Origin of the sequence: Microbispora sp. NPDC046973 (genome assembly GCF_040644495.1) — a bacterium.
Taxonomy (GTDB): Bacteria; Actinomycetota; Actinomycetes; order Streptosporangiales; family Streptosporangiaceae; genus Microbispora.
The window spans coordinates 89,620-115,533 of record NZ_JBEYWQ010000006.1 but is presented as its reverse complement, the minus strand read 5'-3'; the positions used below and the strand labels follow the sequence as shown (position 1 = coordinate 115,533).

At 71.0% G+C, this 25,914-nt stretch carries 20 protein-coding genes; 10 read left to right on the top strand and 10 right to left on the bottom strand.

All coding sequences use genetic code 11. From position 1 onward, the window contains the following. Window positions 1-2 precede the first annotated feature (2 nt). Window positions 3-2,129 carry a prolyl oligopeptidase family serine peptidase gene (locus ABZ860_RS14505; RefSeq protein ID WP_357219910.1) on the top strand — a complete coding sequence of 709 codons (2,127 nt, stop codon included), beginning with the start codon at window positions 3-5 and terminating at the stop codon, window positions 2,127-2,129. Between the two features lie 27 nt (window positions 2,130-2,156). Here the strand turns inward: ABZ860_RS14505 and ABZ860_RS14500 are convergent, their stop codons facing one another. The 3 genes from ABZ860_RS14500 to ABZ860_RS14490 all read right to left on the bottom strand — a co-directional run bounded on the left by ABZ860_RS14500 (window position 2,157) and on the right by ABZ860_RS14490 (window position 6,167). After that, on the bottom strand, window positions 2,157-3,203 hold the full coding sequence (locus ABZ860_RS14500; protein ID WP_357219908.1) for a DUF916 domain-containing protein: 1,047 nt from the start codon (window positions 3,201-3,203) through the stop codon (window positions 2,157-2,159). Between the two features lie 85 nt (window positions 3,204-3,288). Next, window positions 3,289-4,818: a metallophosphoesterase family protein gene (locus tag ABZ860_RS14495; protein ID WP_357219906.1), complete on the bottom strand. Its 1,530-nt coding sequence runs from the start codon at window positions 4,816-4,818 to the stop codon at window positions 3,289-3,291. Window positions 4,819-4,934: 116 nt separating this feature from the next. Then, the gene (locus tag ABZ860_RS14490) at window positions 4,935-6,167 is read right to left on the bottom strand and encodes a HupE/UreJ family protein (protein ID WP_357219904.1); all 1,233 of its coding nucleotides are present in this window, start codon (window positions 6,165-6,167) and stop codon (window positions 4,935-4,937) included. A 174-nt stretch (window positions 6,168-6,341) separates the two neighbouring features. Here ABZ860_RS14490 and ABZ860_RS14485 point away from each other — a divergent pair, with 174 nt between their 5' ends. Continuing rightward, window positions 6,342-7,013: a hypothetical protein gene (locus ABZ860_RS14485; protein WP_357219902.1), complete on the top strand. Its 672-nt coding sequence runs from the start codon at window positions 6,342-6,344 to the stop codon at window positions 7,011-7,013. A gap of 61 nt (window positions 7,014-7,074) precedes the next feature. On the opposite strand, the gene ABZ860_RS14480 is transcribed toward ABZ860_RS14485, so the two are convergent. Beyond that, complete coding sequence (locus ABZ860_RS14480) at window positions 7,075-8,031, bottom strand: NADP-dependent oxidoreductase (protein WP_357219900.1); 957 nt, start codon at window positions 8,029-8,031, stop codon at window positions 7,075-7,077. Between the two features lie 109 nt (window positions 8,032-8,140). On the opposite strand from ABZ860_RS14480, the gene ABZ860_RS14475 reads away from it, so the two are divergent. Both ABZ860_RS14475 and ABZ860_RS14470 read left to right on the top strand, forming a co-directional pair. Further along, complete coding sequence (locus ABZ860_RS14475; RefSeq protein WP_357219898.1) at window positions 8,141-8,743, top strand: helix-turn-helix domain-containing protein; 603 nt, start codon at window positions 8,141-8,143, stop codon at window positions 8,741-8,743. Window positions 8,744-8,909: 166 nt separating this feature from the next. Further along, a complete protein-coding gene (locus ABZ860_RS14470; protein WP_357219896.1) occupies window positions 8,910-10,400 on the top strand; it encodes a hypothetical protein in 1,491 nt (496 codons plus the stop codon). Window positions 10,401-10,426: 26 nt separating this feature from the next. On the opposite strand, the gene ABZ860_RS14465 is transcribed toward ABZ860_RS14470, so the two are convergent. The 3 genes from ABZ860_RS14465 to ABZ860_RS14455 all read right to left on the bottom strand — a co-directional run bounded on the left by ABZ860_RS14465 (window position 10,427) and on the right by ABZ860_RS14455 (window position 13,308). Next, window positions 10,427-11,053, bottom strand: a complete 627-nt coding sequence (locus ABZ860_RS14465) for a methyltransferase domain-containing protein (protein ID WP_357219894.1) — start codon at window positions 11,051-11,053, stop codon at window positions 10,427-10,429. A gap of 71 nt (window positions 11,054-11,124) precedes the next feature. Beyond that, window positions 11,125-12,594 (bottom strand): tetratricopeptide repeat protein, encoded by a 1,470-nt coding sequence (locus ABZ860_RS14460; RefSeq protein WP_357219892.1) that lies wholly within the window; start codon window positions 12,592-12,594, stop codon window positions 11,125-11,127. Between the two features lie 81 nt (window positions 12,595-12,675). Continuing rightward, window positions 12,676-13,308 (bottom strand): NAD(P)H-binding protein, encoded by a 633-nt coding sequence (locus ABZ860_RS14455; RefSeq protein WP_357219890.1) that lies wholly within the window; start codon window positions 13,306-13,308, stop codon window positions 12,676-12,678. A 51-nt stretch (window positions 13,309-13,359) separates the two neighbouring features. Between ABZ860_RS14455 and ABZ860_RS14450 the strand changes: the two genes are divergently transcribed. Next, window positions 13,360-13,851, top strand: coding sequence for a MarR family transcriptional regulator (locus ABZ860_RS14450; RefSeq protein WP_357219888.1), 492 nt, complete (start codon window positions 13,360-13,362; stop codon window positions 13,849-13,851). On the opposite strand, the gene ABZ860_RS14445 is transcribed toward ABZ860_RS14450, so the two are convergent. Then, window positions 13,848-15,038: an MFS transporter gene (locus tag ABZ860_RS14445; protein ID WP_357219886.1), complete on the bottom strand. Its 1,191-nt coding sequence runs from the start codon at window positions 15,036-15,038 to the stop codon at window positions 13,848-13,850. The genes ABZ860_RS14450 and ABZ860_RS14445 overlap by 4 nt on opposite strands. Window positions 15,039-15,761: 723 nt before the next feature. Between ABZ860_RS14445 and ABZ860_RS14440 the strand changes: the two genes are divergently transcribed. The 5 genes from ABZ860_RS14440 to ABZ860_RS14420 all read left to right on the top strand — a co-directional run bounded on the left by ABZ860_RS14440 (window position 15,762) and on the right by ABZ860_RS14420 (window position 24,613). Further along, complete coding sequence (locus ABZ860_RS14440) at window positions 15,762-16,454, top strand: phosphoribosylanthranilate isomerase (protein ID WP_357219884.1); 693 nt, start codon at window positions 15,762-15,764, stop codon at window positions 16,452-16,454. After that, entirely contained in the window at window positions 16,451-17,170 is a 720-nt protein-coding gene (upp, locus tag ABZ860_RS14435) for a uracil phosphoribosyltransferase (RefSeq protein WP_357219882.1), read from the top strand. The genes ABZ860_RS14440 and upp overlap by 4 nt, the downstream gene beginning before the upstream one ends. Window positions 17,171-17,434: 264 nt before the next feature. Beyond that, window positions 17,435-21,544 carry an amino acid adenylation domain-containing protein gene (locus ABZ860_RS14430; RefSeq protein ID WP_357219880.1) on the top strand — a complete coding sequence of 1,370 codons (4,110 nt, stop codon included), beginning with the start codon at window positions 17,435-17,437 and terminating at the stop codon, window positions 21,542-21,544. Between the two features lie 9 nt (window positions 21,545-21,553). After that, window positions 21,554-22,495, top strand: a complete 942-nt coding sequence (locus tag ABZ860_RS14425; RefSeq protein ID WP_357219878.1) for a pseudouridine-5'-phosphate glycosidase — start codon at window positions 21,554-21,556, stop codon at window positions 22,493-22,495. Window positions 22,496-22,786: 291 nt separating this feature from the next. After that, complete coding sequence (locus ABZ860_RS14420; RefSeq protein ID WP_357219876.1) at window positions 22,787-24,613, top strand: adenylyl cyclase; 1,827 nt, start codon at window positions 22,787-22,789, stop codon at window positions 24,611-24,613. A 53-nt stretch (window positions 24,614-24,666) separates the two neighbouring features. Here ABZ860_RS14420 and ABZ860_RS14415 read toward each other — a convergent pair whose 3' ends face one another. Beyond that, entirely contained in the window at window positions 24,667-25,095 is a 429-nt protein-coding gene (locus ABZ860_RS14415; RefSeq protein WP_357219874.1) for an SRPBCC family protein, read from the bottom strand. Between the two features lie 96 nt (window positions 25,096-25,191). Beyond that, a complete protein-coding gene (locus tag ABZ860_RS14410; protein WP_357219872.1) occupies window positions 25,192-25,839 on the bottom strand; it encodes a class F sortase in 648 nt (215 codons plus the stop codon). Window positions 25,840-25,914 lie beyond the last annotated feature (75 nt).

The window sequence follows — 25,914 nt, the reverse complement described above, 5'->3', positions numbered from 1 at the left end:
TCATGGCGCGATTGTCCTACCCTGCCGCGTGGCGCAGCGATGTGGTGGAGGATCTGTTCGGATTCCCGGTGTCCGATCCGTATCGGTGGCTGGAAGACGGCGATGACGGGCGCGTGCGGGACTGGGCCGCGGCCCAGGATCGCCTCTTCCGCGCGCACCGCGAGCAATGGCGTGACAAGGAATCCTGGGCGTCTCTGGTGGACGAGGTGTCCTCCTTCGGCGTGTCGGAGCCTCCGATGGTGCGGGGCTCGCTCATGTTCCTCGCCGAGCAACTTCGTGGGGACGAGCAGCGGCGCCTGCTCGTCGTCGACGCCGAGGGCGTCAGGCGGGTGCTGGTCGATCCGGTGGACATCGATCCGTCCGGCCGCACCGGGCTGTACGCCTGGTGGCCGTCGCGCGAGGGCGGACGGGTGGCCGTCCAGCTGGAGGTCGCCGAGCAGCCCGGCAGCGACGTCATCGTGCTGGACGTGCATACCGGCGAGGTCGTGGACGGGCCGTTGCCGCGCGCCCGCAACACCTCGCTCGCCTGGCTGCCGGGAGGGGACGCGTTCTACTACGTCAGCCGCGTTCCCGGCGAGGAACTGGCTCCGGACGACATGCGGCTGCACCGGCGGGTGCGGTTGCACCGGATCGGTTCGCCCTGGCAGGCCGACACGGTGGTGTTCGGCGGCGAGGACGCCCCCGACCACTATTACGGGCTCACGCTCAGCGCGGACGGCCGTCACCTGGCCGTCACCGCGATGGCCGGGCCCGCCGCGCGGAACGACGTGTACGTGGCAGAACTCGTCGATCCGCAAGCCCCGCGCTTCGTCAAGGTCGTGGACGGGGAGGCCACCGGCGCCCGCGTCCTTCCCCGCTTCCTCGCGGACGGCGCCCTGCTGCTCGTCACCGACTATCAGGCTCCGTGCGGCCGCGTCTGCGTGGCGGACCGGCGGGATGCCGGCCCGGCCGCGTGGCGCACGCTGGTGGGCGAAGATCCTGAGGCGCCCCTGGACGAGTGCGTGGTCCTGGACGGCCCGGCGCTTGCGCGGCCCCTCCTGCTGGTGGCACGCGCCCGCCACGGCACCTCCGCCCTGACGCTGCACGACCTGGCCGACGGCCGGCTGCTCGCCGAGCTGCCCCTCCCCGGCGCGGGCGTCGTGTCCTCCCTGCGTACGAGCGTCCCCCACGGGCACCAGGCGTGGTTCAGCTACTGCGACGCCACCACGCCTCCGACCATCCATCGCTACGACGCCGCACGCGGGACGACGGAACGGGAAGCCGGCGCCGCGACCGCGGGGCCTGCTCCGCGGATCCGCAGCCGCGCCGTGCGCTGCCGCGCCGGTGACGGCACCGAGATCACGCTGTTCCTGTTCACCCCGAGCGAGGAACACCAGGGGCCGCGTCCCACCCTCCTGTACGGCTACGGCAGCTTCGGCATGCCGATGCGCCCGTGGTTCTTCCCCCTGGCGGCCGCATGGGTCGGCGCAGGCGGCACGTACGCGGTCGCCTGCGTACGCGGAGGCGGCGAGGAGGGCCAACGCTGGCACGACGCCGGCCGCGGACCACACAAACACCGTGCGATCAGCGACTTCAACGACGCCGCGGCCTGGCTCATCGGCACCGGCGCAACCACCCGCGACCAACTGGCGATATACGGCCAGTCAGCCGGCGGTCTGCTGGTCACCGCCGCCGCCGTGCGGCGACCGGACCTGTACGCCGCGGTCGTCGCCGAAGGCCCGCTGTGTGACATGGTGCGCTACGAGCGATTCGGCCTGGGATGCACCTGGACCGACGAGTTCGGCAGCGCCTCCGAGCCCGGGCAACTCCAGTGGCTCCTGGCGTACTCCCCCTACCACAACGTCATGCCCGGGACCGCCTACCCGGCCTTCCTCTTCACCGGCGCGGTGACCGATCTGCAGACCGGGGAGGCCCACGTCACCAAGATGTGCGCGGCCCTGCAGCACGCCACCGACGGCGACCGCCCGATCCTCATGCGACGGGAACCCGACACCGCCCACGCCGCCTCGCCGGCGAGCAAGGAACGCGCCCTGACCGCCGACATCCTGGCCTTCGCCGCCGAACACACCGGCCTGTCACCGGGAAGGGCGGCCCCGTCCGTCCGCGAGCCCGCCGCCGAACCGCTCTGAGCAGGGCCCTGACCGTGACTCGAACGGCTACCGGCCGGCGGTCTCCCGGTCGGGGAGCGCGTGGTGGGGCTCCCCGGCGTGGCGCGTGGCCCGCCGGCGGCGCCGGGAGGTCAGAGCCGCGACGGCGAGCCCGCCGAGGACGACGAGGACAAGCAGCGGCGCCCAGGGCAGTGTCCACGTGTGCGTGGTGCTCTCGACGGCGGCCAGTGGGGCGACCGAGCCCGCCGCGTCGGTGAGCAGCGGGACGAGGGTGACCGTTCCCGTCAGCCTCAGCGCGGGAGTCACTCCGTGTACCGGTACGGAGACCTTCCAGGTGTCGCCCGGCAGCAGCCGGGGCGAGTCGCCGACGTGCTCCGCGCGGGCGTCCCAGTGCCCGAAGGGGCCCGACAGGGACACCGCCTGCCGAGCGGCGAGAACGCTGTTGCCGTTGTTGCGGATCGTGTACGTGACGGTGGCCTCGCCCGTCCCGATCGGATTGGGAGTGCCGGAATAGCGCACCTTCAGGTCCTCCACCGACAGGCTCGGCGTGAGCGCTCCGCCCACGCGCAGGCGGATCCGGATGCCGAGACGCCGCCCGTCCGCCGCGCCCGGCTGGGCCGGCGAGGTGACGACGCCGCCCATGTACTCGCCGGGCGCGACGTCGTCCGGAAGCGCGACCGTGAACGGCACCTCGGCCGACTCGCCGGGCCCGACCGTCACGTCGGGCCGGTCCGGGCGGACCCACGCCCCCACCCCGGCCGGCTTCGCGTCCTTGCCGAACAGGTCGAGCCCGCCCTGCTCGGTGGTGAACGCGTCCGCGGCGTACACGTTCAGGTGGAGCGGCGTCGTGCCGCGGTTCGCGATCACGAGACCGTCCTCGAGCCGCCCGCCCGGGTCCAGTGTGTAGGCGTAGTTCCGCCGGTCGGACCCGAAGTCGTTGGAGGCCGTCGCGACCGTCCAGGAGACCTCGCCGTCCGCCGCGGCGGCGGGGCCCGTCCTCGCGCCGAGAAGGCCGAACGCGGCGAGCAGCGCCACGACGACGGCCCGGGCGAGGGAGCCTGCTGCGGTTGTCGTACACGATCTCGGCGGATGCATCTGCATGGTCCTCGGGTGGTCTGGGGGCGGCGGGACGGACGACGTGCCGCGGGGCGGTCGCCCACCCCACGGCACCTTCGGTCGTCTACTGGAGCCAGCCGGACTCGGCCGCGGCCGGCTCGTCCTCGCCGGCCTTGCCTTCGTTCGTGTGGATCACGACCTTGTCGACGGCGGAGCCGACCGGCTGAGCGGCGCTCGCGCCGTTGTCCGGGCCGCACCAGGACTCCTGGCCCAGCTCCACCGCGGCGTTGGGGGCGGCGCAGGTGCCGCTGCGGATGTTCTCGACGACGAGCTTGTTCCCGCGCACCTGGACCCGCACGTACGTACGGACGTGCTCCTGGTTCTCGACCGAGTTGGCCCAGTGGTTCTTGGGGTTCAGCGGGTCGGGACCGTAGTTCGGGTCCTTGGTGGTGTCCGGAGCGGTGAGGTCGTAGTACTTCGAGCCCGACGCCGAGTTCGCCGTCACGTAGATGACGCCGCCCGGGCCCTTGGCCACCTCGGTGGCCCCGGGCTGCTCGTCCTTGTTCGCCTTCTGCCCGTTCTTGATCACGTAGCTGCGGGAGTAGCTGTGGTCGTGACCCTGCAGGACCAGGTCGACGCCGAGCTTCGAGAAGGCCGTCGGGAAGTCCTGGCGGCGCACCTTGTTGTCGCCGTCGTTCGCGTGGCTGGCCGGCGAGTAGATCGCGTGGTGGTAGACGAGCACCGTGTGCTTGGCGCCGGCGCCGTGCTTGTTGACGACATCGGTGATGTAGTCGATGTGCGCGGCGTCGGAGCCGTTGGAGTACGCGTTGCTGTTGATGTCGATGAACAGGATGTTCTTGTACCTGAACCAGTAGTCGCCGCCCGACCGGGTCGTCGCGCTGCCGTTGTAGTACGGCGCGGAGCGGTCGGTGTTCGGCGTCCAGAAGTGCTGCTCGTACGCCTTGCCGCCGACGTCGTGATTGCCGATGGTGGCGGCCCAGGGATACTGGCGCAGCTTGTCGGACGCGAGGAACGCGTTCCACTGCGTCTCGGTGTTGGCCGACTCGACCTGGTCGCCGCCGGAGACCAGCAGCTCGGCCTTGGGGTTGGCGGCGAGGGCGACGTTCAGGGTGTCCTCCCACCCGGCGCCGTCCTTGGCCACATCGCCGGACGAGCCGATCTGCGGGTCGCCGAAGAACAGGAAGTCGAGGTTGTTGCCGTTGAAGTCCTGGGTCGTGAAGGAGTAGGCCGGGGACCAGTTGCCCTCGGTGCCGACCCGGTAGGAGTACGCGGTGTTCTGCTTCAGGCTGTCGATCGTGGCGTGCGCGTTGTAGCCGCCGTTGACGACGTTCGCGGTGACCGTGGCCGGGAAGGTGACGGCGTTCGCGGGGAACCGGCCGTCGACGACCTTGGACGTCGGCGCGACCTGGACCACCTGCGCGGTGCCGGCCGAGGAGTACCACGACACCACGCGCTGCGTCTCGTCGGCGCCCACACCGAGGACGATGCCGGTGAGCGTCGCGCTGTCGGCGTGGGCCGCGGTCGCCAGGCCGCCGCCGAACACGGCGGTGGCGCTGAGGGCCGCCGCGGTGGCGCTCATGGCCACCCGGCGCAGGACGAGCCCGGGGCCCTGAGTCCCCTTGTCGAGCTTCATTGCTTTCCATCCATTTGGGGGTATTGGAGCGGTTTGCACGATTTCGGGGTTCGATGTCGCGGAGATGAACGTGGGGCAGGCGGGCCGTTGCGCTTGCCGGAAGTTGTGATGTGATCTCAGACCCCGAGAACGCGCTGCACGAACCACACCAGGCCCATCGCGGACACACCCGCCGCGATCGCCCCGGTCGTCCACAGCCCCGCCATCGGCCGGTGGTGACGCAGCACGGCGAGCAGCGGGAAGACGGCGACGATGATCGTCAGCTGGACGACCTCGATGCCCACGTTGAAGACGAGCAGCGACCACAGAAGCGTCCACGACCAGGCCTGATCGATGCCCAGCGCCGCGGCGAAGCCGAGACCGTGCACGAGGCCGAAGCAGAAGACCACCGCGAGCCGCGTCCAGCCCGCGCGGTCTAGGCCGAGGCGGCCGTGGCCGGCCGTCTCCAGATCCGTGGCGTGCGATCGGCGCCGCCAGATCCGCCACAGGTGCCAGCCCGCCACGACCGCGATCGACAGGGCGATGACGGGCTCGACGAACGCCGCGGGCGCTCGTACGAGGCCGAGGGCGGCGAGGACGAAGGTCACCGAGTGGGCCAGCGTGAAGGTCGTCGCCGCCAGCACGATCTCGCGCAGGCGGCGTGACCCCGCGATGAGCGCCAGCAGGAACAGGATGTGGTCGAGCCCGCCGAGCAGGTGCTCGGCTCCGAGCCGGAAGAACTCCCAGAACCGCTCGAACCAGGACTGGTGCGTGGAGAACGACCGATGCTGAGCGTCGAGGGCCGTGCTGCCCGACTTCAGGTCGAGGTCATAGGTGACGATCGTCTTGCTGTCGCGCACGTACCCCTCGGAGCCGGGGAACAGTCCACCGCGCACCTCGTGCGCTTCCGCGGGCTCCGGGCACCGGTAGTCGAGGACCAGTCGCGCGTAGGGGACGCCCTCGCGTCGCCCGATCGTGAAACCGCCGTCCCTGACCGGGGTGCAGGTCTTTCCCCCGGCGGTGATGCCGAAGCGCTCGGTGACGTACGCGACGACCGTGCCGGCGTGGGCGTCGAGCGCGGCGGCCTGCCGCCCCGCGTCACCTGCCTCGAACGCCGCGGTGCCCGCTCGGAAAAGCGGGTCGTCCTTCTCGTAGTCGGCGGCGGAGACGACGAGCAGGTCGTATTCCAGCTGGAGCTCGGTGCGGACGTGCCCGGCCTGGGGCGAGACGAGGTCGGCGTAGACCGTCGAGGTGAACCCGTGGGCGAGAGCGGGGAGAGCGCCGAGCGAAGCGGGGAGGACGCTGGACAGGACGGCCACGGCTGCGGCGGCGAGGACAGCACAGACACGACGCCGAGCGGCGGGGGACATATTGCTCCTTTTCGGCTTTGGCGTACGAAATCTGCTCGATTGAGATGAACGAGCGGTATCTCGCGCGCGAACCGTCGAGGAACCAAGCCCGGCGGAGACGGCTCCGGCCCCGGAGACCGCAGATCATGAGGTAGGAAATAGGCGCACTTCCTGCCGCCCCGAAGGACGATCCCCATGCGCTCTCGGCTTCTGCCTGCCTGCACACTGGCCGCGGCAGTCGCGACCGCCCTGCTGGCCGGTGGATGCGGCTCCGGCGACGACTGGTCCCGGCCGCACGCGAAGCCCACCGCCGTCGGCACCCCCGGCCCGGGGTTCTTCCCGGCCGCGTCACCCGCCCCGGAGGCGACGATCACGCCCAGGCCCGGCTCCTGGAACGGGGTCCGCCCGCCGGAGGGCTACCGCGTGGTGCTGCTCACAGCGGGACAGGACCGCCAGACCAGGACGCTGGTGAGCGCGGTGACGGCGTGGGCCGAGGAGGAGCGCGTCAGCCTCAGGACGCTCACGGCCACGCGGCCGGACGAGCTCGTTCCGGCCATCAGCAGGGCGATCGACATGAAGCCCGACCTCGTCGTCGGCGCAGGCCACGACCTCGTCGACCCTCTGGCCCTGGTTACCCCCAACCACCTCGACCAGCAGTTCCTCGTGGTCGGCGCGGAGCTGGCCGAGCCCACGGAGAACGTCACCGCCGCCGACTGGGCGGGTGCGTCGTTCCGCGGCGAGGGTCTCGGCATGTCCTCGACGTACGACCCCGCCAGCTTCACCCCCGAGCGCGCCGGGCGTGCCGTCCGTGCGGGTGCCGCGGCCGTGCTCAACGGCATGACCGGCATCGTGCTCTGGCTGGACTAGGTGTACTGCCCCGGGAGGTCGGTGACGACGACATCGCGTTCATCGACGCGACGGCCTTGATCTAGAGGTCGATGACGACCTTGCCGTGCACGTGCCGGCCGGCTTGAAGCTCGGCCGCGCGGCGGATCTGTTCGACCGGGAAACTCGCCGCGATGGGCACCCGGAGTCGGCCCGCCGCGACCAGGCGGGCGATCTCTTCCAGGGCGCCGGGGGCGGCGTTCGCGCCGTTGGCCGTCGGCACGCCGTCGACGTGCGCGGCGATGGTGCAGATGCGGCCGTCCGGGACGCCGAGTTCCCTTGCGGCCTGCACTGTCTCCGTCCCGTGCAGGTCGATGGCGGCGGTGACACCGCCGGGAGCGAGGGCTCGGACCCGGTCGGGCAGGCCGTCGCCGTAGGCGACCGGCTCGGCTCCGAGATCGCGCAGGAAATCGGATGATGCCGCCGATCCCGTCCCGATCACGCGCGCTCCTGTGATCCGGGCCAGCTGGACAGCGAACACCCCGACCCCGCCCGCCGCGCCGCCGATCAGCACTGTGTCGTCCGGGCCGGGGTCGACCACGGCGAGGGCGGCGGATGCCGTGCGCCCGGCGATCGTGAGGGTGGCGGCGGTGCGGTCGTCGACGCCGTCGGGAGTGTGATGGGCCTCGTTCGCCGCGATCCCCCCGGCCGGATCGATCACCACGAAGTCGGCGACCGCGCGGGACAGGGCGCCCCCGAACACCCGGTCGCCGAGTGCGAAGCCGGCCACCCCGTCACCGACCTGGTCGACCAGTCCCGCGTAGTCGGTTCCGAACCCGGCCGGGAGGCTCAAGCCGAACCGGGCGGCGGTGTCCGCGTCGGCGGTCATGATCCAGTCCATCGGGTTCAGACCGGCCGCGGTGACCCGCACGCGGATCTGCCCCGGGCCGGCCTGCGGAGCGGGAACCGCACGGACGTCCAGGACGTCGGGGCCGCCGAATGAATCGAGCCGGACCGCCCTGCTCCTGCCCGCCGGCGGTTGATCGCTCTGTTCCTGCATGTACGCCTGTCTCCTTGGGGACCGAGGGAACACCTGAAACGGACTATGCTCCGTTTCAATGGATGACCCTAACACAACCGGAGCGTGATCCGTTTTGGCTGAGGCGGAGATGCGTACGCCACGGGCGGACGCAACCCGTAACCGCGACCAGTTGCTCGCGGTGGCGACTCGCGTGTTCGCGTCGGCGGACGGCGAGCCGTCGATGCGTGCGATCGCCCGCGAGGCCGGAGTCGGCATCGCCACGCTCTACCGGCACTTCCCGACCCGCGAGTCGCTGGTCGATGCGGTCTACCGGGACCAGGTCGTGCGGCTGACGAGCGGCGCCCGCGAGCTGCTGGGCCGGCTGCCCCCGGCCGCGGCGATGCGGCGCTGGATGGACTTGTTCGGGGACTGGATCGCGACCAAGAACGGCATGCTCGACACGCTGCTCGCCATGATCGAGTCGGGCGAGATCGCCCATGCACGAACCCGGAGCGAGCTACTGGCCGCCATCACCACGATTCTCGACGCCGGTCGCGCGGCGGGCGACCTCCGCTCCGACGTCACCGCCGAAGACATCGCCGCCTCCCTCATCGGCGTCTTCACCGTGGCCCCCCGGCGCGAGCATGAAGCCAAGGCCGGTCGCCTGCTGGACCTCCTGATGGACGGCCTCCGGCCCGCCGCCCGCCTGGGCCACGCGCAGCAGGGCCATGATTTGTCAGGCACGACCTAGTGGGTGTCCACTGAGGTTCGCCGGGTCGCGAAACGCCGGGCCGCTTCCGAGCCTTCGACGATCAGACTCCGGGATCACCGTCGGCACGACGATGCGACTGCGGTCGCACGAAAGCGGGGACTTCAGGGGGACGCGCGAGCGGCCTGCCTGCTCAACGATTGGTCGCGTGATCGAGACCATCGCGGGGATCGGCATGTCACCCCTGGAGATCCTGCTCCTGCTGGGCGTCGTCGGCCTGCTGTCGTCGCGGTGGTGCCCGCCCCGAGCCCGGCGGGCGGTCGCGCTCGCCGCGGCGGCGGTCGTCGCCCTGTCCGGGATCGTGCTGACTCTGCGCGGGTTGCGCTGGCAGATGGCGCCCGCGCTCGCCGGCGTCCTGGTCGCGCTCGCGTTCGCCGCGCCAGTGCTCGCCGGACGCCCGGCGCGGCGGGTGAGACGGTGGCTCACCCTGCCGGGAGTCGCGGTCTGCCTCGGCCTGGTTTGCGCGAGCGCGACCGCCGCCTGGGCGGTGCCCGTGCCCGTGTTCCCCCGGCGGTCCGGTCCGTACGCGGTGGGAACCGTCGTGATGCAGTGGACCGACGTCTCTCGCCCGGAGCCCGCCACCGATGAGCCCGGCGACCACCGCACGGTCGTGGTCCAGTTGTGGTACCCCGCACCCGAGGGCACGGCCGGTCCTCGTGCCCGGTACCTCGGCCGCACAGAGCGGGAGGCGCGTACGGTCGCCGACGGCCTGACCGGCTACCTCGGCGTGCCCGCCTTCCTGCTCGACGACGCGGTCCGTGCCCGCACCGGCGCCGTGTACGACGCGCCCGCGGCGGCCGGGCGGTTCCCGATCGTGCTGTTTTCTCCCGGGCTGGGAGGCGTGCGCACCCAGAACACCGCGTGGGCGGAAGAACTGGCCGGCCGCGGCTACGTCGTCGCGGCCCTCGACCACCCGTACGACTCCGCCGCCGTCGTGCTCGACGATGGACGGACGATCCGCACGCGGGTCGTGGCCACCGGCGACGACGAGGAGGACAGACGGCTCGCGACCGGCTGGACGGCGGTCAGGGCCGCCGATCTCAGCTTCGTCCTCACCCAGCTCGGCCGCCTCGACAGGGGCGAGATCCGCGGCCCGCTGACCGGACGGCTCGACACCGCGCGGGCGGCGGCGACCGGGCACTCCATCGGCGGAGGCGCCGCCCTGCGGGCCGCCCGCCAGGACCCCCGGTTCGCGGCGGTGATCGACCTGGACGGCTACCCGTACGACCCCGCGCCCCGGCCCTACCATCAGCCGGTGCTCGCGCTCACCCATCCCGTCGACCCGGCCGACAACCCGTCGTACATCCCTCGTCTCACCCGGATCCTCACGCTGAGCACGTCGGAGAGCTACCGGATCACGGTCCCCGGCGCGGCGCACCTCACCTTCGCCGACGCGCCGCTCTACCTGCCGCCGGTGCCGTCCGTTGTCGGCTCCCTGGGCCGCACCGGGGGCCTGTCCGTCACCACGGCGGCCACCATGGCCTTCCTCGACGCCACCCTGCGTGACAAACCCGGCGACGTGGCCACGCTCCTGCGCCCCTATGGCGATCTCACCGTCCACCGGCCCGCGCGGAAGGACGGCACGGGGACCGCGACTGACGCGCTCCATCCGCCGCGGCAGGATCCGGGCGCGGGCTGACGACGGCCACGACGGTCTCGATCGGGTCAGGGCCGTACGGCCAGCACCCGGAAGCTGACCCCTCGGGTCGTCCGCACCACCGACTCGATCTCGAAACCGGCCTGCTCGAGGTAGGGCCGGGGATCGCGGGTGAGGTAGTCGGCCTGGAACCGCACCGACAGCGGTTCCAGCAGCCGCATCCCGGCCCGGATGACCGGATTGCTCGACGGCCCGTGCTCGGCGAGCACGAACCGTCCGCCCGGCTTGAGCACGCGGTGGGCCTCGCGCGCCGCGGCCAGCGGATCCGGGATGGTGCACATCGTGAACGTGGACAGCACCGTGTCGGCGACGCCGTCGGGCAGGTCCAGGTGCTGCACGTCGCCCTGCCGCAGCTCCACCCGCTCACCGAGCCCCGCCCCCGCCACCCGCCGGCGCGCCAGCTCCAGCATGGGCTCGGACAGCTCGATTCCGACGACCGTGGTGCCGGCGTCGTACAGCGGGAGATTGAGCCCGGTTCCGACCGCGATCTCCACGACGTGACCGCGCGCCTGGCCGACGGCCCACTCCCGGCTGCCCGGGAAGAGGCGGCGCTCCCAGGCCAGCATCTGGCCGTCGTACCGATCCGCTATCCGGTCGAACACCCGGCGCACGTCGGCATCCGTGATAGCCCGCATGAACCGACACTACCCAACGGAAACCCCGCGGACAGCGGCGAATCGGACGCCGTCGCGTGCGCGTCCGCGACCTACCTACCGGAGGTCAACCGGCTGCGGAACTCGGCGTTCGCGCTCTCGATCAGCCGGTTCATGTGCTCTATCTCGGCCGCACGCGGTTTGCGCCGCAGGCGCACCTGGATCGCGAATTCGCCGTGCTCCACGGTCACGTCGAGGTCCTCCAGGAGGTCTCCCGGCAACCTGGCGACGACGAACTCGCGGAACGCCTCGGCGATCGTGCCCTGGACGTCTCCGCAGCCGCAGGCGCGGCCCTGGACGATGGCGCCGAGGTGGCTGCGCCCCGTGATCGCGTCGGGGTGCGCGACGTCCAGCGTCGACAGCCCCGCCTCCACCACCTGTCGTGCCTCGGCCAGCCGCTCCTCGTGCTGCAGGAACAGGCCGAGCGCGATCCGCGAGCGGCCGAGCATCTCGTGGTCGTGCCCGCGATCGGCCTCGGCCACGGCTTCGCGCAGGCGTCGCTCCGCATCGGCCGTACGGCCCGCGGCCGACAGGGCGAGCCCCCAGTTGCGCAGCACCTGGGCGCGCAGCTCGTGGCGACCGATGCGATCCGCCCGAGTCCACGCCTCCTCGAACGTCCGCAGCGCCCCGGCCGTGTCGCCGGCGTCATCGTGCGCCATGGCGAGGCCGAGCGTCGCCATGAGCGCGTCCTCGGCCCGGCCCTGCCGGTCGTAGGACGCGAGCACCTTCTCGATCGCCCGCACCCGCCCCGCTTCGTCGCCGATGTCGTGGCTGGTGTTCGCCAGCTGGGACAGGGCGTTGAGCGTCGCCTGGTGATCCGGGCCCAACCGGTCCTCCAGGGCGGCGATCAGGCTGGTGAGCACCGCCCTGCCGGTCGGCGTGGCTCCACCGGCCCGGCTCATCACGGTGAGCGCGATCTGCTCGACGACGCCGTCCGGCAGCTGCTCCAGCCCCGAGAAGGCGGGTTCGCCGTCGGCTCCGGCCACGACGATCTCCGCCCGAAGCGCGAGCGCGGTGGCGACCCGCTCGTGGCCGTGCCGCCAGAACGTGCCGACCGCCTCTTCGGCGAGCCGGCGGGCCTGGCCGATGTCACCACGCCTGAGCAGGACGTCGGCCAGCGGCTCCAGCGCGTACGCGTAGCCGGGATGCTCACGGCCGTAGAAGTCGTGCCGCTCCTGGAGATTGCGGCGCAACTCGTCCTCGGCCTCGTCGAGCCGCCCGGCCGTCGTCAGCACGGTGCCGAGGTTGAGCCGGTAGGTGAGGTGGTCCTTGTACGCCTCCCGGTCGCCTGCGGGCGGACTGGAGCAGGCGGCGCGATAGCAGTCCACCGCCCGGTCGACCTGACCCGAGCTGAACAGGAGGTTGCCGAGATCGCACTGGGCCGACGCCCACTGCGGGCTCCCGCGGCCGTGCCTGCGCTCGGCCTTCCGCAGCTCCTTCGCCAGGAGCTGCTCCGCGTCGATCAGCCGGCCCTCCTCCAGAAGGCCGTACGCGATGTCGAGTGAGGACGGCGATCTTGACATGGGGGGAGTATAGGGACCAGGTCCGACAAAGGGGGGAAGGGCCGGGCGCCGCGGCCTGCCCGGTGGTCTCCGGGAGCGTCGTCAGTAGGCGACGGTGAAACGGGTCCGGTGGTGGCGCGGCCGTTCGGCTTCGTCCAGCAGCGCCACCGCGAGGTCCTCCAGCGAGATCCGGGACTCGCCGTCGGCGTCGACCACCAGCTCGTCGGCGCCCAGCCGGTAGCGGCCGGTCCGCACACCGGGGACGAGCAGGTCGGCCGGGCTCAGGTAGGCCCAGTCGACGGTGGTGTTGGCCCGGCAGGCCGCCAGCTGCTCGACGCACGCCGCCGCGATCGGCTGCAGGAAGGACGGATAGCCCGCCCGGTCCATCAGGCGGCCGCCGCCCTCGACGGTCAGGCTGCCCGCGCCGCCCACCAGCAGCAGGCGTACGCCGGTCTTGGCGCACGCCGCGAGCAGCGTGGTGGCGGCCGTGACCAGCCGGCTCTCGTCGCCGGGCGCCGGGCAGGTCGCGGTGATCACCAGGTCCTGCCCGGCGGTCAGCGTGACGACGTCGTTGATGTCGGTCGCGTCGCCGACTCGGAAACGCGCCTCGCCGGGCAGTTCGGCGAGCCTTACCGGATTGCGGGCCACGCCGGTCACCTCGTGTCCGCGCGACACGGCCTCGGCCACGACGCGTCTGCCCACGTTCCCGGTCGCCCCGAACACGGTGATGCGCATGCCTCTGCTTCCTCTCGATCTCGTGGGTGCCGCGGGCGGTACCCTTGCGGTGTGCCGGATCATGTGGACCACGTCCTGCAGCAGTGGGCCGAGGCCCGTCCTGACCTGGACGTGTCCCCGATGGCGGTCTTCGGCCGGCTGTCGAGGCTGACGCAGCTCGTCAACAACGAGCTGCGCCGCACGTTCGCCGAGCACGACCTGGACCCCTCGTCGTTCGACGTCCTGGCCACCCTCCGCCGCGGCGGCCGGCAGGCCCCGGCCGAGCTGATGCGCTCCGCCATGGTCACCTCGGGGGCGGTCACCCAGCGCCTCGATCGGCTGGAGGCGCGGGGCCTGGTGACGCGGACGCCCAGCGACATCGACGGCCGTGGTGTCCACGTCGATCTGACCGACGCCGGCCGAGAGCTGATCGACCGGGCGCTGCCCGACCACGTGGACACCGAACGGCGCCTGCTCGCCGGGCTCACCCCCGTCCAGCGGGAGAACCTGGCCGAGATCCTCAGGCAACTGCTGATGTCACTGGGCGACGAGCGGGCCTGCTAGACCCGCCTGGCGCCGGAGACCACCAGCGAGGTCAGGACCACGAGGCCCGCCGCGACCCACAGCACGCCGGTCACGCTGACCGCTCCGACGATGAGGCTGGCGAACAGCGCTCCCAGCGCGATCGCCAGGTTGAACATGCAGGTGTTGAGCCCGGTGGCGGCCTCGATGCCCTGCGGCGCCGCCTTGATGATCCAGGTCTGCACGCTCACCGGCAGGCCGCCGAACGCGAAACCCCACGCGATCAGCAGGATCGACCCGGTGACCGCGTTGCCGCCGAGGAACGGGAACGCCGCCAGGATGACCGCGAGCGCGACGCTGACCGCGACGATCGTGCCGCGGACGTTGCGGCCCGCCCACGATCCGGCGATGAGGTTGCCGGCCATCCCGGCCACGCCGTACGCCAGCAGCAGCGGGCCGACGAACGCCGCGCCGACCCCGGAGACGTCCTGCAGGATCGGGCTGACGAACGTGAAGGCGCCGTAGTGCCCGGACACCAGCAGGAAGGTGGCGACGACACCGACCCGGACGGCGGGGGTGCGCAGCTGCTCGCCCAGCGTGCGCAGCCGGACGGGCTCGGACGCCGGCATCTTCGGCAGCAACACGGCCAGCGCGATCACCAGCAGGAGCGCGACCGCCGCGACCACGCCGAACGCGACGCGCCAGCCGGTGAGCTCGCCGACGAGCGTGCCCGCGGGGACGCCGAGGACGTTGGCGGCCATGGCGCCGAAGAAGATCAACGAGGTGGCCTTGGCGACGTGCGTCTCGGGGACCAGCCGGACGCCGAGACCCCCGGCGAGCGCCCAGAATCCGCCGATGCTGACGCCCACGAACAGCCGGGCCACCATCAGCACGGCGTACGAGGGGGTCACCGCGGACACGACGTTGGCCACCAGCGCCAGCAGGATCAGGCCGAGCAGGACCACCCGCCGGTCCAGCCCGCGGATCGCCACCGGGAGCAGCGGCGCGGTGACGGCGGCGACCAGGCCGGACACGGTCACCATCAGGCCGACTTCGCCGTCGGAGACGTGCAGGCCGCCGCCGATGGCCGTGAGCAGGCCCATGGGCAGGTTCTCGACGGTCACCACCAGGAAGGTCCCCAGCGCGACGGCGATCACCGCGAGCCAGTTCTTGATGGGTACGCGATCCGGTGTGCCGGTCCCGGCGGAGACGGACTCGATGACTGTCATCTGGTTCCTCCAGTGCGCGTGGGCCCGGTCCGGGCAGGCGAGAGCGAACGTCGTGCGTCGGTTGGGTCGAGCTGTCGTGCCGATCGGCCCCGGCGGCCGTGGATCAGTGGTGAGCGGATTCGCTTAGCACTAAGAGACATTACCTTAGCGCTAAGCGATTGGCCAGACGGGAGGCCCGGCCGGGTCCGGGGCGCGCGGGCCGGTGGCGGCGCCCGGGCGGCGTGGACGGGCGCGAGATCCGGCGATCGCGGCGCCCGGAGGCCGGGAACCGCGCCGGCGAATAATCCGGGGAAAGCGATCGCTCGTGGTGCATTCTCACCACCGCCGTTTCTCGCGCGTGCTCGTCGGGGCACTCCGAAACGGAGGCTAGTTCCGCGATTCCGGCCGGGTCAACGAGAGCCGCGCGCGACTCGGGGCAGGCCGTTGCCTGATAGGGGTTGTAAGGGGTTGCCGGCAATCTCGTGCGAGTCCGGCCCGGGGGCACCCGAAAAGTCCAAAGGTGCCCCGGATCGTCCTGACACGCTGTGGGGCTGCTAGGGGTTGTGGGAAAAGCCCGCCGACGCGAATTCTGAATAGGCCTCGAAGGCCCGGAGTAATCGCACCGCTGCGAATTCAATCTCCGAAAGGCCGCACTGTCGCGGGCTGTTCAAAGCCATCGTTCGTGGCCGTTTGCAATTCGTTTCCGACCGAGGCCGCTCAGGCCGGTTCGAAAGGCGGGTCAACATGCAGGGACTGATTCAGGTAGCCGGTGTCATCGACCAGGCCGAGGCGGACCTGATCCGCGAGGAGGGCGCGGACTGGCTCGGTTTCGCCTTGCGGCTGCCGGCCAAGAACGAGGACCTGTCGGAGGAGGACGCCGCGGCGATCGTCAAGGAGATCCAGCCGGAGCACAGGGGCGTCGTGATCACCTATCTGACCGACGCCGAGGAGATCAAGACCTTCTGCGAGGAGCTGGGCGTCACCGCGATCCAGCTGCACGGCGACGTGACGGGCGAGGAGCTGCGGAAGCTGCGGCGCATCGCCCCCGACCTGTACGTGCTCAAGAGCCTCGTGGTCAAGCAGGACAACCTCGACGAGCTGGCCACGATCGTGGACGAGGCGGCCGAGTGGGTCGACATGTTCATCACCGACACCTTCAACCCGGCCACCGGTGCCAAGGGCGCCACCGGTCTGCTGCACGACTGGTCGATCAGCGCGGAACTGGTCCGGATCTCGCCCAAGCCGCTGATGCTCGCCGGCGGGCTGAACCCGGACAACGTCGCCGCCGCGATCGCCGAGGTCCGCCCGGCCGCCGTCGACGCGCACACCGGCCTGGAGGACCCGGTGACCCGGCGCAAGGACCGGCTGAAGGTGCGCAAGTTCGTCCAGGAGGCCCGCAGGGCCTTCGCCCAGCTGGAGGCGGGTGAGAAGGCATGACCATCATGGCGACGCAGGAGGCCGGCACCGTGAACGACACCGTGAACGACACGGTGGACGGCGCCACGAACGGAAACGTGCACTTGCTGCCCCAGACCAGGCAGCTGCGGGCGCTGCACACGATCATCCGTGACCGGAACGCCGACCCGGAGCGCTTCGTCACCACGTCGGGACGGATCATCCGCCAGCTCATCGAGACGGCCCTGGACCTCCTGCCGTACGAGCCGTTCGACGTGCTGACCCCGGTGGGGCGCACCTACCGCGGCCTGCGGCTGGCCTCGCGGATCTGCGGGGTGTCGGTCCTGCGCGCCGGCGAGAGCATGGAGCACGAGCTGCGGGCGATGTCGCCGGGAGTGCGGATCGGCAAGATCCTCATCCAGCGGGACAAGGTGACGAAGCTGCCGAAGCTGTACTACTCCGCGCTGCCCGCGGACATCGACCGGCGGAGCGTGCTGCTGCTGGACCCGATGCTGGCCACCGGCGGGACCGCGCTGGCCGCCATCGAGGTGCTGCTCGACCACGGGGTCGCCGAGGACGACATCGTCTTCGTCGCCCTGCTGTCGGCGCCGGAGGGCATCGCCGCGGTCCACGCGCGCCACCCGAACCTGCGGATCGTGACCTCGGCCATCGAGGAACGGCTGAACGAGAACGCCTACATGATCCCCGGTATCGGCGACTTCGGCGACCGGTACTTCGGCACGGACATCACACGCTGACCTCCTCCCCTCCCCCAGGGGAGGGGACCTCAACCGCCGCCGGTCAGATCGTGCTGCTTCACCGGCGGCAGCCCCCGGGACGAACCCACCCAGGGTTTCGCGTGGCCTCCACAGGCTTCACCTCCCGACGGCTCGGCGGAAGGCCCGACCGGCTTGCGGCGCAGCCCAGGCCGGTCACCCCGCGGGGGAGCGCGGGAGACGGGTGACGGCGCCGAGGGCCGCGGCTTCCCAGTAACCCTTGTCCGCCCATCGCAGGGGGAGGAAATGATCACCACTCCAGTGGATCAAGCGAGGCGGGAATCACCCGAGGACACCTGTCTTCCCGATCTGCTCGACGCCCAGGCCAGGATGCGCCCGGGTGCCACGGCGGTCGTCTGCGGAGAGCGGCGGCTGACCTTCCGCGAGCTCGCGGAGGGCGGCGCGGCCCTCGGCGGGCACCTGCGGGAGCTCGGCGTGGACCTCGACGAATGTGTGGGGCTCTTCGTCGAGCCGTCGATCGACCTGATGGTCGGCGTGTGGGGGATCCTGCGGGCCGGCGGCGCCTACCTGCCGCTGTCCCCCGAATACCCCGAAGAGCGCCTCCGCTACATGATCGAGGACGCCGGCGTGCGGGTCGTCGTCACGCAGGACGAGCTCGTGGACAGGCTGACCGACCTGGCGCCCGCCGGCACGCGGATCGTCACCCTGAAGGACGCGGAAGGGTCCGCGGGTTCCCCCGGCGGCGACCGGCACCTCGACCGGCACCCCGCTCGCCACCCGGGCCTGCGTCCGGGCAATCTCGCGTACGTCATCTACACCTCCGGCAGCACCGGCAAGCCGAAGGGCGTGATGATCGAGCACCGCAGCATCGTCAGCCAGATGCGGTGGCTGCACGCCGGCTACGGGATCGACCGGGACAAGGTCATCGTGCAGAAGACGCCGATGAGCTTCGACGCGGCGCAGTGGGAGATCCTCGCGCCGGTCTGCGGCTCCATGGTCGTCGTGGGCCCGCCCGGGGTCTACCGGGACGCCGAGCGGCTGATCGACGTCATCAGGACGCACGACGTGACCACGCTGCAGTGCGTCCCGACGCTGCTGACGGCGCTGCTGGACACCGAGGACCTGCAGAGCTGCACCTCGCTCACGCAGGTCTTCACCGGCGGCGAGGTCCTGTCCAAGACGCTGGCGACGAGCTTCCTCGACACCATGCGCGGGTGCGCGCTGATCAACCTGTACGGCCCCACCGAGTGCACGATCAACTCGTCGGCGTACACGGTGGACCCGGCGACCGTCGACGAGGGCCCGAACGCGATCTCGATCGGGGCGCCGGTCGACCACACCGACTACCACATCCTCGATCTCGCCGGGGCGCCCGTGGCCGTCGGCGAGATCGGCGAGCTGTTCATCGGAGGCGTCCAGGTCGCCCGCGGCTACCTCCACAAGCCCGAGCTGACCGCCGAGCGGTTCGTGGACAACCCGCTCGGCGAGGGCAGGCTCTTCAAGACCGGCGATCTCGCGTACTGGAACGCCGACGGCACCGTCCAGTTCGTCGGCCGCGCGGACAACCAGGTCAAGCTGCGGGGATTCCGGGTCGAGCTGGACGAGATCAAGCTGGCCATCGAGACCCACGAGTGGGTCAAGCACGCCGCGGTCATCGTCAAGAGCGACCCGCGCACCGGCTTCCAGAACCTCATCGCCTGCGTGGAGCTGAATCCCAAGGAAGCGGCGCTGATGGACCAGGGCAACCACGGCGCCCACCACCAGTCCAAGGCGAGCAGGCTCCAGGTCAGGGCGCAGCTGTCCAACCCCGGTCTCCGGGACGCCGCGGAGATCGAGGGCAGGCCGGTGATCGACTTGCCCGGCAGACAGGCGACCGCGCGGCAGCGCGGGCTGGCCTTCGCCCGCAAGACCTACCGGTTCTACGAGGGTGGGGAGATCGGCCGGGGCGACATCCTGAAGCTGCTGGCGAGGAAGGCCGAGGGCACCCACTCCCGCGGCCTCGGCACCCTCGGCCTGGAGGAGCTCGGCGAGATCCTGCGCTACTTCGGCCAGCACCACAGCGAGGAACGCCTGCTGCCGAAGTACGCGTACGCCTCGCCCGGGGCGTTGTACGCGACGCAGCTCTACCTGGAGATCAACGGGATCGGCGGCCTGCGGCCGGGCTTCTACTACCACCACCCCGTGCACCACCGGCTCGTACTGGTCGGGCCGGCCGCCGGGGGAGCGGAGCCCCGGGTGAGGCTGCACTTCGTCGGCAAGAAGCGGGCGATAGAACCGGTCTACAAGAACAACATCCGCGAGGTCCTGGAGATCGAGACCGGCCACATGGTCGGCCTGTTCGAGGAGGTGCTGCCGGAGTACGGCCTGGACATCAGGGCCCTGGAGTACGCGCCGGCCACGAAGGACCACCTGGACTGCGCCGCCGAGGACTACTACCTCGGCACGTTCGAGCTGGTCCCGTGGGCGGGGCCGCGCCCGGACGAGATCGACCTCTACGTGCAGGCGCACCCCGGGAAGATCGCCGACCTGCGGGCGGGCCAGTACGCCTACGAGAACGGGCGGCTGCGGCTGATCTCCGACGAGCTCATCCTCAAGAAGCAGGTCATCGCGATCAACCAGCAGGTCTACGACCGGTCGAGCCTCGGCATCTCGGTGATCAGCAGGAACGACGAGGAGTGGCTGCGCTACATCGACCTGGGACGGACGCTGCAGCACCTGTCGATGAACGACGTGAACATCGGGTTCATGTCGTCCGGATACAGCTCGAAGTCCGGCGACGACCTGCCCTCGGCGCGCCGCATCGACGGCATCCTGCGCGCCAACGGCCGGCCCACCGGCCCGTCCTACTTCTTCATCGGCGGCCGCGTGAGCGACGAGCAGCGGTTGAGCGAGGGGATGAAGGAGGACTCGGTCCACATGAAGGGCCCGGCGGAGATGATCAGAGACGATCTGATCAATTTCCTGCCGGACTACATGATCCCGAACAAGGTCGTCGTGCTGGACCAGCTCCCGTTCACGGCGAACGGGAAGATCGACGTCAGGGCGCTGGCCGAGTCCGACGCCACGGACGTGGACAACGCCGACCGGCCGTACGTCGCGCCGCGGACCATGACCGAGCGCAGGATCGCCGAGCTGTGGAAGAAGGCGATGAAGCGGGAGACCGTCTCGGTGGAGGACGACTTCTTCGCCTCCGGCGGCAACTCGCTCATCGCCGTCGGGCTGATCAACAAGATCAACCGGGAGTTCTGCGGCTCGCTTCCGCTCCAGGTGCTGTTCGAGTGCCCGACGATCGAGAAGCTCGCCCGGCGGGTCGACGGGACCGGGTCCGAGGCGTGCTCCCGGCTCGTGCCGCTGCAGCGGGAGGGCGCAGACCAGCCCATCTACTGCTGGCCCGGCCTCGGCGGCTACACGATGAACCTGCGCACGCTGGCCGCCAGGATGGGCGCCACCCAGCCCTTCTACGGGGTCCAGGCGTACGGGATCAACCCCGAGGAGGTGCCGTACGCGACCATCGGCGAGATGGCGGCCGAGGACGTCAAGGCGATCCGCCGGCTGCAGCCGTCCGGTCCCTACACGCTGTGGGGATACTCGTTCGGCGCGCGGGTCGCGTTCGAGGCCGCCTACCAGCTGGAGCAGGCCGGTGAGCGGGTGGAGCACCTGTTCCTGATCGCGCCGGGCTCGCCGAAGGTCCACACGGCGGGCACGTCCGAGCACGAGCGCGAGGCCGGCTTCGGCAACAGGGCGTACGTGACGATCCTCTTCTCGGTCTTCGCCGGCACGATCACCGGGCCGCTGCTGGAGCGGTGCCTGGCCGAGGCCGTGGACGAGGAGAGCTTCGCCGCCTTCATCCACCGCAACTTCCCCGACCTGGACATCGACCTCGTACGCCGGATCATGCGGGTGGTGGGCGAGACCTTCGAGTTCAGCTACACCTTCCGCGAGCTCGCCCGGCGGCGGATCGAGGCGCCGATCACCATCTTCAAGGCCAGGGGCGACGACTACTCGTTCCTGGAGAACAGCAGCGGCTATTCGGCCACGGCCCCGGTCGTCGTCGACCTGGAAGCCGATCACTACGGCCTGCTCAAGGATCCGGAGATCGACGAGCTGGTCGCAGCCATCAGGGATCGTCTCGGGACCCACCGTAAGGAGATCATCATGCCGCACGTCAGCATCAAGCACTTCCCGGTGCCCCTCACCGAGCAGCAGCACTCCGACCTGGTCGCGGCGGTGACCAAGGCGATGACGAGCGCCTTCGGCTGCGAGGAGGGCTCGGTGTCGATCATCCTGGAGCCCGTCGCGAAGGAGCTGTGGGACGAGAAGGTCTACATCCCGGAGATCCTCAACCAGAAGCACAAGCTGAACAAGCTGCCGAACTACGGCCCGGCCGCGAACTGAGGGGCGACGATGACCCGGGAGCATGGGCGCGTCCCGCTGGTGTTCAGCGAGGAGGTCGCGGACGCACTCGCCGAGAGGCGGCCGGTGGTGGCGCTGGAGTCGAACGTCATCACCCATGGGCTGGCCTATCCGGACAACGCCGCGACCGCGCGGAAGGTCGAGGACGCGGTCCGGGCGGGCGGCGCGGTCCCGGCCACGATCTGCGTCGAGGGCGGGCGGATCAAGGTCGGCATGACCGACGAGGACGTCGAGCGGTTCGCCTCGACGTCCGGCATCCCCAAGGTCAGCAGCCGGGACCTGCCGGTGATCCTGGCCCAGGGCGGGCTCGGCGCGCTGACCGTGGCCAGCTCGGTGGTGGCGGCCGAGCTGGCCGGCATCCCGTTCTTCTCGTCGGCCGGCATCGGCGGCGTGCACCGGGGCGCGGAGAAGACGATGGACGTCTCCTCCGACCTGATCCAGTTCACCCGGTCGAAGGTGGCCGTCGTCTGCGCCGGGGCCAAGAGCATCCTCGACCTGAACCTGACGATGGAGTATCTGGAGACCCACTGCGTGCCGGTGGTGTCGTACCGGTCGGACGACTTCCCCGCGTTCTACTGCGTCTCCAGCGGCATCCGCAGCCCGCAGCGGCTGGACGACGAGCGGGTGATCGCGCGGGCGGTGGAGAACCACTGGGCGCTGGGCAACAACAGCTCGTTCCTGATCACCACGCCGGTGCGGGAGGAGGACGCGATCGACGCGTCGGAGGTGGACGCCGCCATCGCCGGCGCGATGGCCGCCGCCGAGCGGGACGGCGTGCGCGGCAACGCGATCACGAAGTATCTGATGCGCGCCGTGGACGCGGCCACGGAGGGCCGGTCGTCGAGGGCGAACATGTCCGTGCTCGTCAGCACGGCCGAGGTCGGCGGCCGCCTGGCCGCGGCGCACGCGCGGTATCGCGAAGAGACCGCCTGAACCGAGCGCTGGACCGCCCCGGAGCCCGCCCGCTCCGGGGCGGTTCGGCGTTCGGGGGAAGGCGTCCGCGGAAAAGTCAAGGGATAGCGCCGGGGCCGGTTCGCGCGGTACAAACATCGCACACATTTTTTCAGGGCTTGATACAAGGCGGGCCCGCGAGAGAGCGCTCTCTCGGCTGCGTACGCAGCGGAAAGGACGAACCGTATGACGACCCAGAGTTCTGGAACTGGGAGTCCTGTGAGGCGGCACTCCGGCCGCCGGTTGATCGGCCGGGCGTTAACGTTCGGTCTCGTGCTGACGACCGCCGTCGTGACGGCGGGAACGACGGCCGCCACCGCCGCACCGGGTCCGGCCTCCGGAAACCACGGCGACCACGGTGGAGCCCCCGACCTCGGGCCCGGCGTCACCGTCTTCGACCCGAGCATGCCGGTCGACCAGATCCAGGCGACCCTGGACGCGGCGCACGCGGCGCAGGTCGGCAACGAGATGGGCACCGAGCGCCACGCCTACCTCTTCAAGCCCGGCACGTACGGCACCGCCGAGCACCCGCTCCAGATCAAGGTCGGCTACTACACCGAGATCGCCGGTCTCGGCGCCTCGCCTGCCGACGTCGTCATCAACGGCAAGGTCGAGGTCTACAACCGCTGCCTGGAGAACAACGGCACCGGCAACTGCCTCGCGCTCGTCAACTTCTGGCGCACGCTGTCGAACCTGTCGATCAACATCAACGCGGCGGGCCAGGACGGCTGCCGCCAGACGGCGAACTTCTGGGCCGTCTCCCAGGCCGTCTCCATGCGCCGCCTCAACGTCAGTGGCGGCACCCTGTCGCTGATGGACTACTGCACCGCCGGCCCGCAGTACGCCAGTGGCGGCTTCATCGCCGACTCCCGGCTGCCGTCCGTCACCAACGGTTCCCAGCAGCAGTGGCTGACCCGCAACACCGAGATCGCCGGGTGGTCCAACGGCGTGTGGAACCAGGTCTTCTCCGGCGTCGTCGGTGCGCCGGACGAGTCCGGCTTCCCGAACCCGCCCTACACCACGGTGGAGAACACCCCCGTCAGCCGCGAGAAGCCCTACCTGTACACCGACGCGCAGGGCGGGCTCAACGTCCGCGTGCCCGCCGCCAGGAAGAACACGCGCGGCGTCTCGTGGGCGGACGGCATGACGCCGGGCCGCACGGTGCCGCTGTCGGACTTCTACGTCGCGAAGCCGTCCGACTCGGTGCAGCTCATCAACAGCCAGCTCGCGCGCGGCAAGAACCTGCTGCTCACGCCCGGCGTGTACGACATCGCGCGGAGCATCGAGGTCAAGCGCCCCGACACGGTGGTCCTCGGCCTCGGGCACGCCACCCTCACCGCCGTACGCGGCGCGATCCCGCTCGACGTCGCCGACGTCCCCGGCGTGATCGTCGCCGGAGTCACCGTCGACGCCGGCCTCCAGCAGTCCCCCGTCCTGCTGCGGGTGGGCGGCCGGCACGGCGGCCACCGGTCCTCGGCGGACAACCCGACGACGCTGTCCGACGTGTACTTCCGGGTCGGCGGGCCGCACGTCGGCAAGACCGAGACCGCTCTCGAGGTCGACAGCGACAACGTGCTCATCGACCACACCTGGGTGTGGCGCGCCGACCACGGCGTCGAGGGCCTCACCGACACGCAGCGCTGGAACACCAACATCGGCCGCTACGGCGTCGTCGTCAACGGCGACCACGTGACGGCGACCGGTCTGTTCGTCGAGCACTTCCAGCGCTACAACACGGTCTGGAACGGTGAGGACGGCACGACGATCCTCTACCAGAACGAGCTGCCGTACGACCCGCCGACGCAGGCCGACTGGATGAACGGCTCCGTGGAGGGCTACGCCGGCTACAAGGTCGGCGACCGCGTGAAGAGGCACGACCTCTACGGCGCGGGCGTCTACGTCTTCAACCAGAACAACCCGCAGATCCACACCGAGAACGGCTTCGAGGTGCCGCAGACCCCGGGCGTGCGGCTGCACCACATCATGACGGTCAACCTCAGCGCCGGGACGATCGACCACGTCGTCAACGGCGTCGGCGACGCGGCCGACACGACCAAGGTCGGCGCGCCGCAGTACATCGCGGACTACCCGGCCCGGTAGTCACCCGCGTGGGCCGGGGTCCCCGGACTCCGGCCCACCGCCGGCAGAACCGCTCACACGGCGTCGCCGGACTCGCAGCGCCGTTTGAGGCTCTCCGCCTCCGTGCGTACGTACCTGCGGGTCCGGCCGCCCAGCAGCAGACCCATCAGCGGCGCCAGCGGTCCCGACTGGTCGATCCCGAGCACGACCGACACCCCGCCCTCCCGGGGGGTGAGCACGTGCGTCCCGATCGTGGTCACGCCCCCGCCGGCCGCCCGCCAGGCGAAGGACCTGCCGTCGGTGAACTCGGTCACCTCCCAGACCATCGGGGGAAGCCCCGGCTGCTTGATCCTGAACCGGCCGCCGAGGCCCAGCGGGCCGTCGCCGAGATGCTCGACCGTGGTCATGGTGGGGGTGAACTCCGGCCACCTGGCGACGTCCGTCATGACCCGCCAGACCCGCTCCGCGGCGGCGTCCACGTCGACGCCGGTCTCGAACCGCATGCCCGCACTCCCTCTTCGTCTCCGGCCGTGTTGGCCCGCCGGCTCATGCGAGAGCCGCGGACACCCTCATGATGACGCAGCCGTCCCCGCGGTCGATCAACGGGGGGAAGCCCCGGCGTGCGGGCGGCGGCCGGCGACGAGGTGGGCGTAGACGATGACATTGTCACGGTAGTGGCCCCTGGCGGTGTCGAAGGCTCCGCCACAGGTGATGAGGCGCAGGCCGGGGAACGTCACCATCCCGTAGACCTTGCGGGTGGGGAAGCGGTCCTTCGGCACGCTCTCCAGGGAGTCCACCTCGAAGATCGCCTGGGTGCGGTCCTTCCTGGAGACCTTCACCGTGTCGCCCGGCCGCAGGTCCCCGAGCCGGAAGAAGACGCCTGGCCCCTGCTTCGAGTCGACGTGACCGGCGATGACGGCGGGACCGGGTGAGCCGGGCGACGGACCGAGGCGGTACCACCCGGCCTCGTCGACCCTGTCGAGAGGCGGGACCTCCAGCGTCCCGTCCGGGTTCTTGCCCAGCGTCATCAGCGTGGTCCGCACCCCGATCCTCGGGATCTCCAGCATGACCGGCGGTGACGACGACAGGGCGCGCGCGGTGGTCTTCGGATGCGGCCTCGGGGTGGAGGCGCCGGCGGGAGGCGCGGGCGGCGCCGCGTGAGGGGCGCCGGAGCGCCCGGCGGCGACGGTGACAGCGACGGCGACGGCGGACAGGCCCAGAAGGGCGGCGACAGCGGCCCTGACCATTTCATCACCATTCCTGTCCGAAAATCTTCTGGCGCATCTTATGCCGCTTTGATGTCAACCAGTCACTCCTATCAC

Coding starts and splice junctions, on each gene's coding strand:
- ABZ860_RS14505 (WP_357219910.1), top strand. CDS start 3: ATGGCGCGATTGTCCTACCCTGCCGCGTGGCGCAGCGATGTGGTGGAG.
- ABZ860_RS14500 (WP_357219908.1), bottom strand. CDS start 3,203: ATGCATCCGCCGAGATCGTGTACGACAACCGCAGCAGGCTCCCTCGCC.
- ABZ860_RS14495 (WP_357219906.1), bottom strand. CDS start 4,818: ATGAAGCTCGACAAGGGGACTCAGGGCCCCGGGCTCGTCCTGCGCCGG.
- ABZ860_RS14490 (WP_357219904.1), bottom strand. CDS start 6,167: ATGTCCCCCGCCGCTCGGCGTCGTGTCTGTGCTGTCCTCGCCGCCGCA.
- ABZ860_RS14485 (WP_357219902.1), top strand. CDS start 6,342: ATGCGCTCTCGGCTTCTGCCTGCCTGCACACTGGCCGCGGCAGTCGCG.
- ABZ860_RS14480 (WP_357219900.1), bottom strand. CDS start 8,031: ATGCAGGAACAGAGCGATCAACCGCCGGCGGGCAGGAGCAGGGCGGTC.
- ABZ860_RS14475 (WP_357219898.1), top strand. CDS start 8,141: ATGCGTACGCCACGGGCGGACGCAACCCGTAACCGCGACCAGTTGCTC.
- ABZ860_RS14465 (WP_357219894.1), bottom strand. CDS start 11,053: ATGCGGGCTATCACGGATGCCGACGTGCGCCGGGTGTTCGACCGGATA.
- ABZ860_RS14460 (WP_357219892.1), bottom strand. CDS start 12,594: ATGTCAAGATCGCCGTCCTCACTCGACATCGCGTACGGCCTTCTGGAG.
- ABZ860_RS14455 (WP_357219890.1), bottom strand. CDS start 13,308: ATGCGCATCACCGTGTTCGGGGCGACCGGGAACGTGGGCAGACGCGTC.
- ABZ860_RS14445 (WP_357219886.1), bottom strand. CDS start 15,038: ATGACAGTCATCGAGTCCGTCTCCGCCGGGACCGGCACACCGGATCGC.
- ABZ860_RS14440 (WP_357219884.1), top strand. CDS start 15,762: ATGCAGGGACTGATTCAGGTAGCCGGTGTCATCGACCAGGCCGAGGCG.
- upp (WP_357219882.1), top strand. CDS start 16,451: ATGACCATCATGGCGACGCAGGAGGCCGGCACCGTGAACGACACCGTG.
- ABZ860_RS14430 (WP_357219880.1), top strand. CDS start 17,435: ATGATCACCACTCCAGTGGATCAAGCGAGGCGGGAATCACCCGAGGAC.
- ABZ860_RS14425 (WP_357219878.1), top strand. CDS start 21,554: ATGACCCGGGAGCATGGGCGCGTCCCGCTGGTGTTCAGCGAGGAGGTC.
- ABZ860_RS14415 (WP_357219874.1), bottom strand. CDS start 25,095: ATGCGGTTCGAGACCGGCGTCGACGTGGACGCCGCCGCGGAGCGGGTC.
- ABZ860_RS14410 (WP_357219872.1), bottom strand. CDS start 25,839: ATGGTCAGGGCCGCTGTCGCCGCCCTTCTGGGCCTGTCCGCCGTCGCC.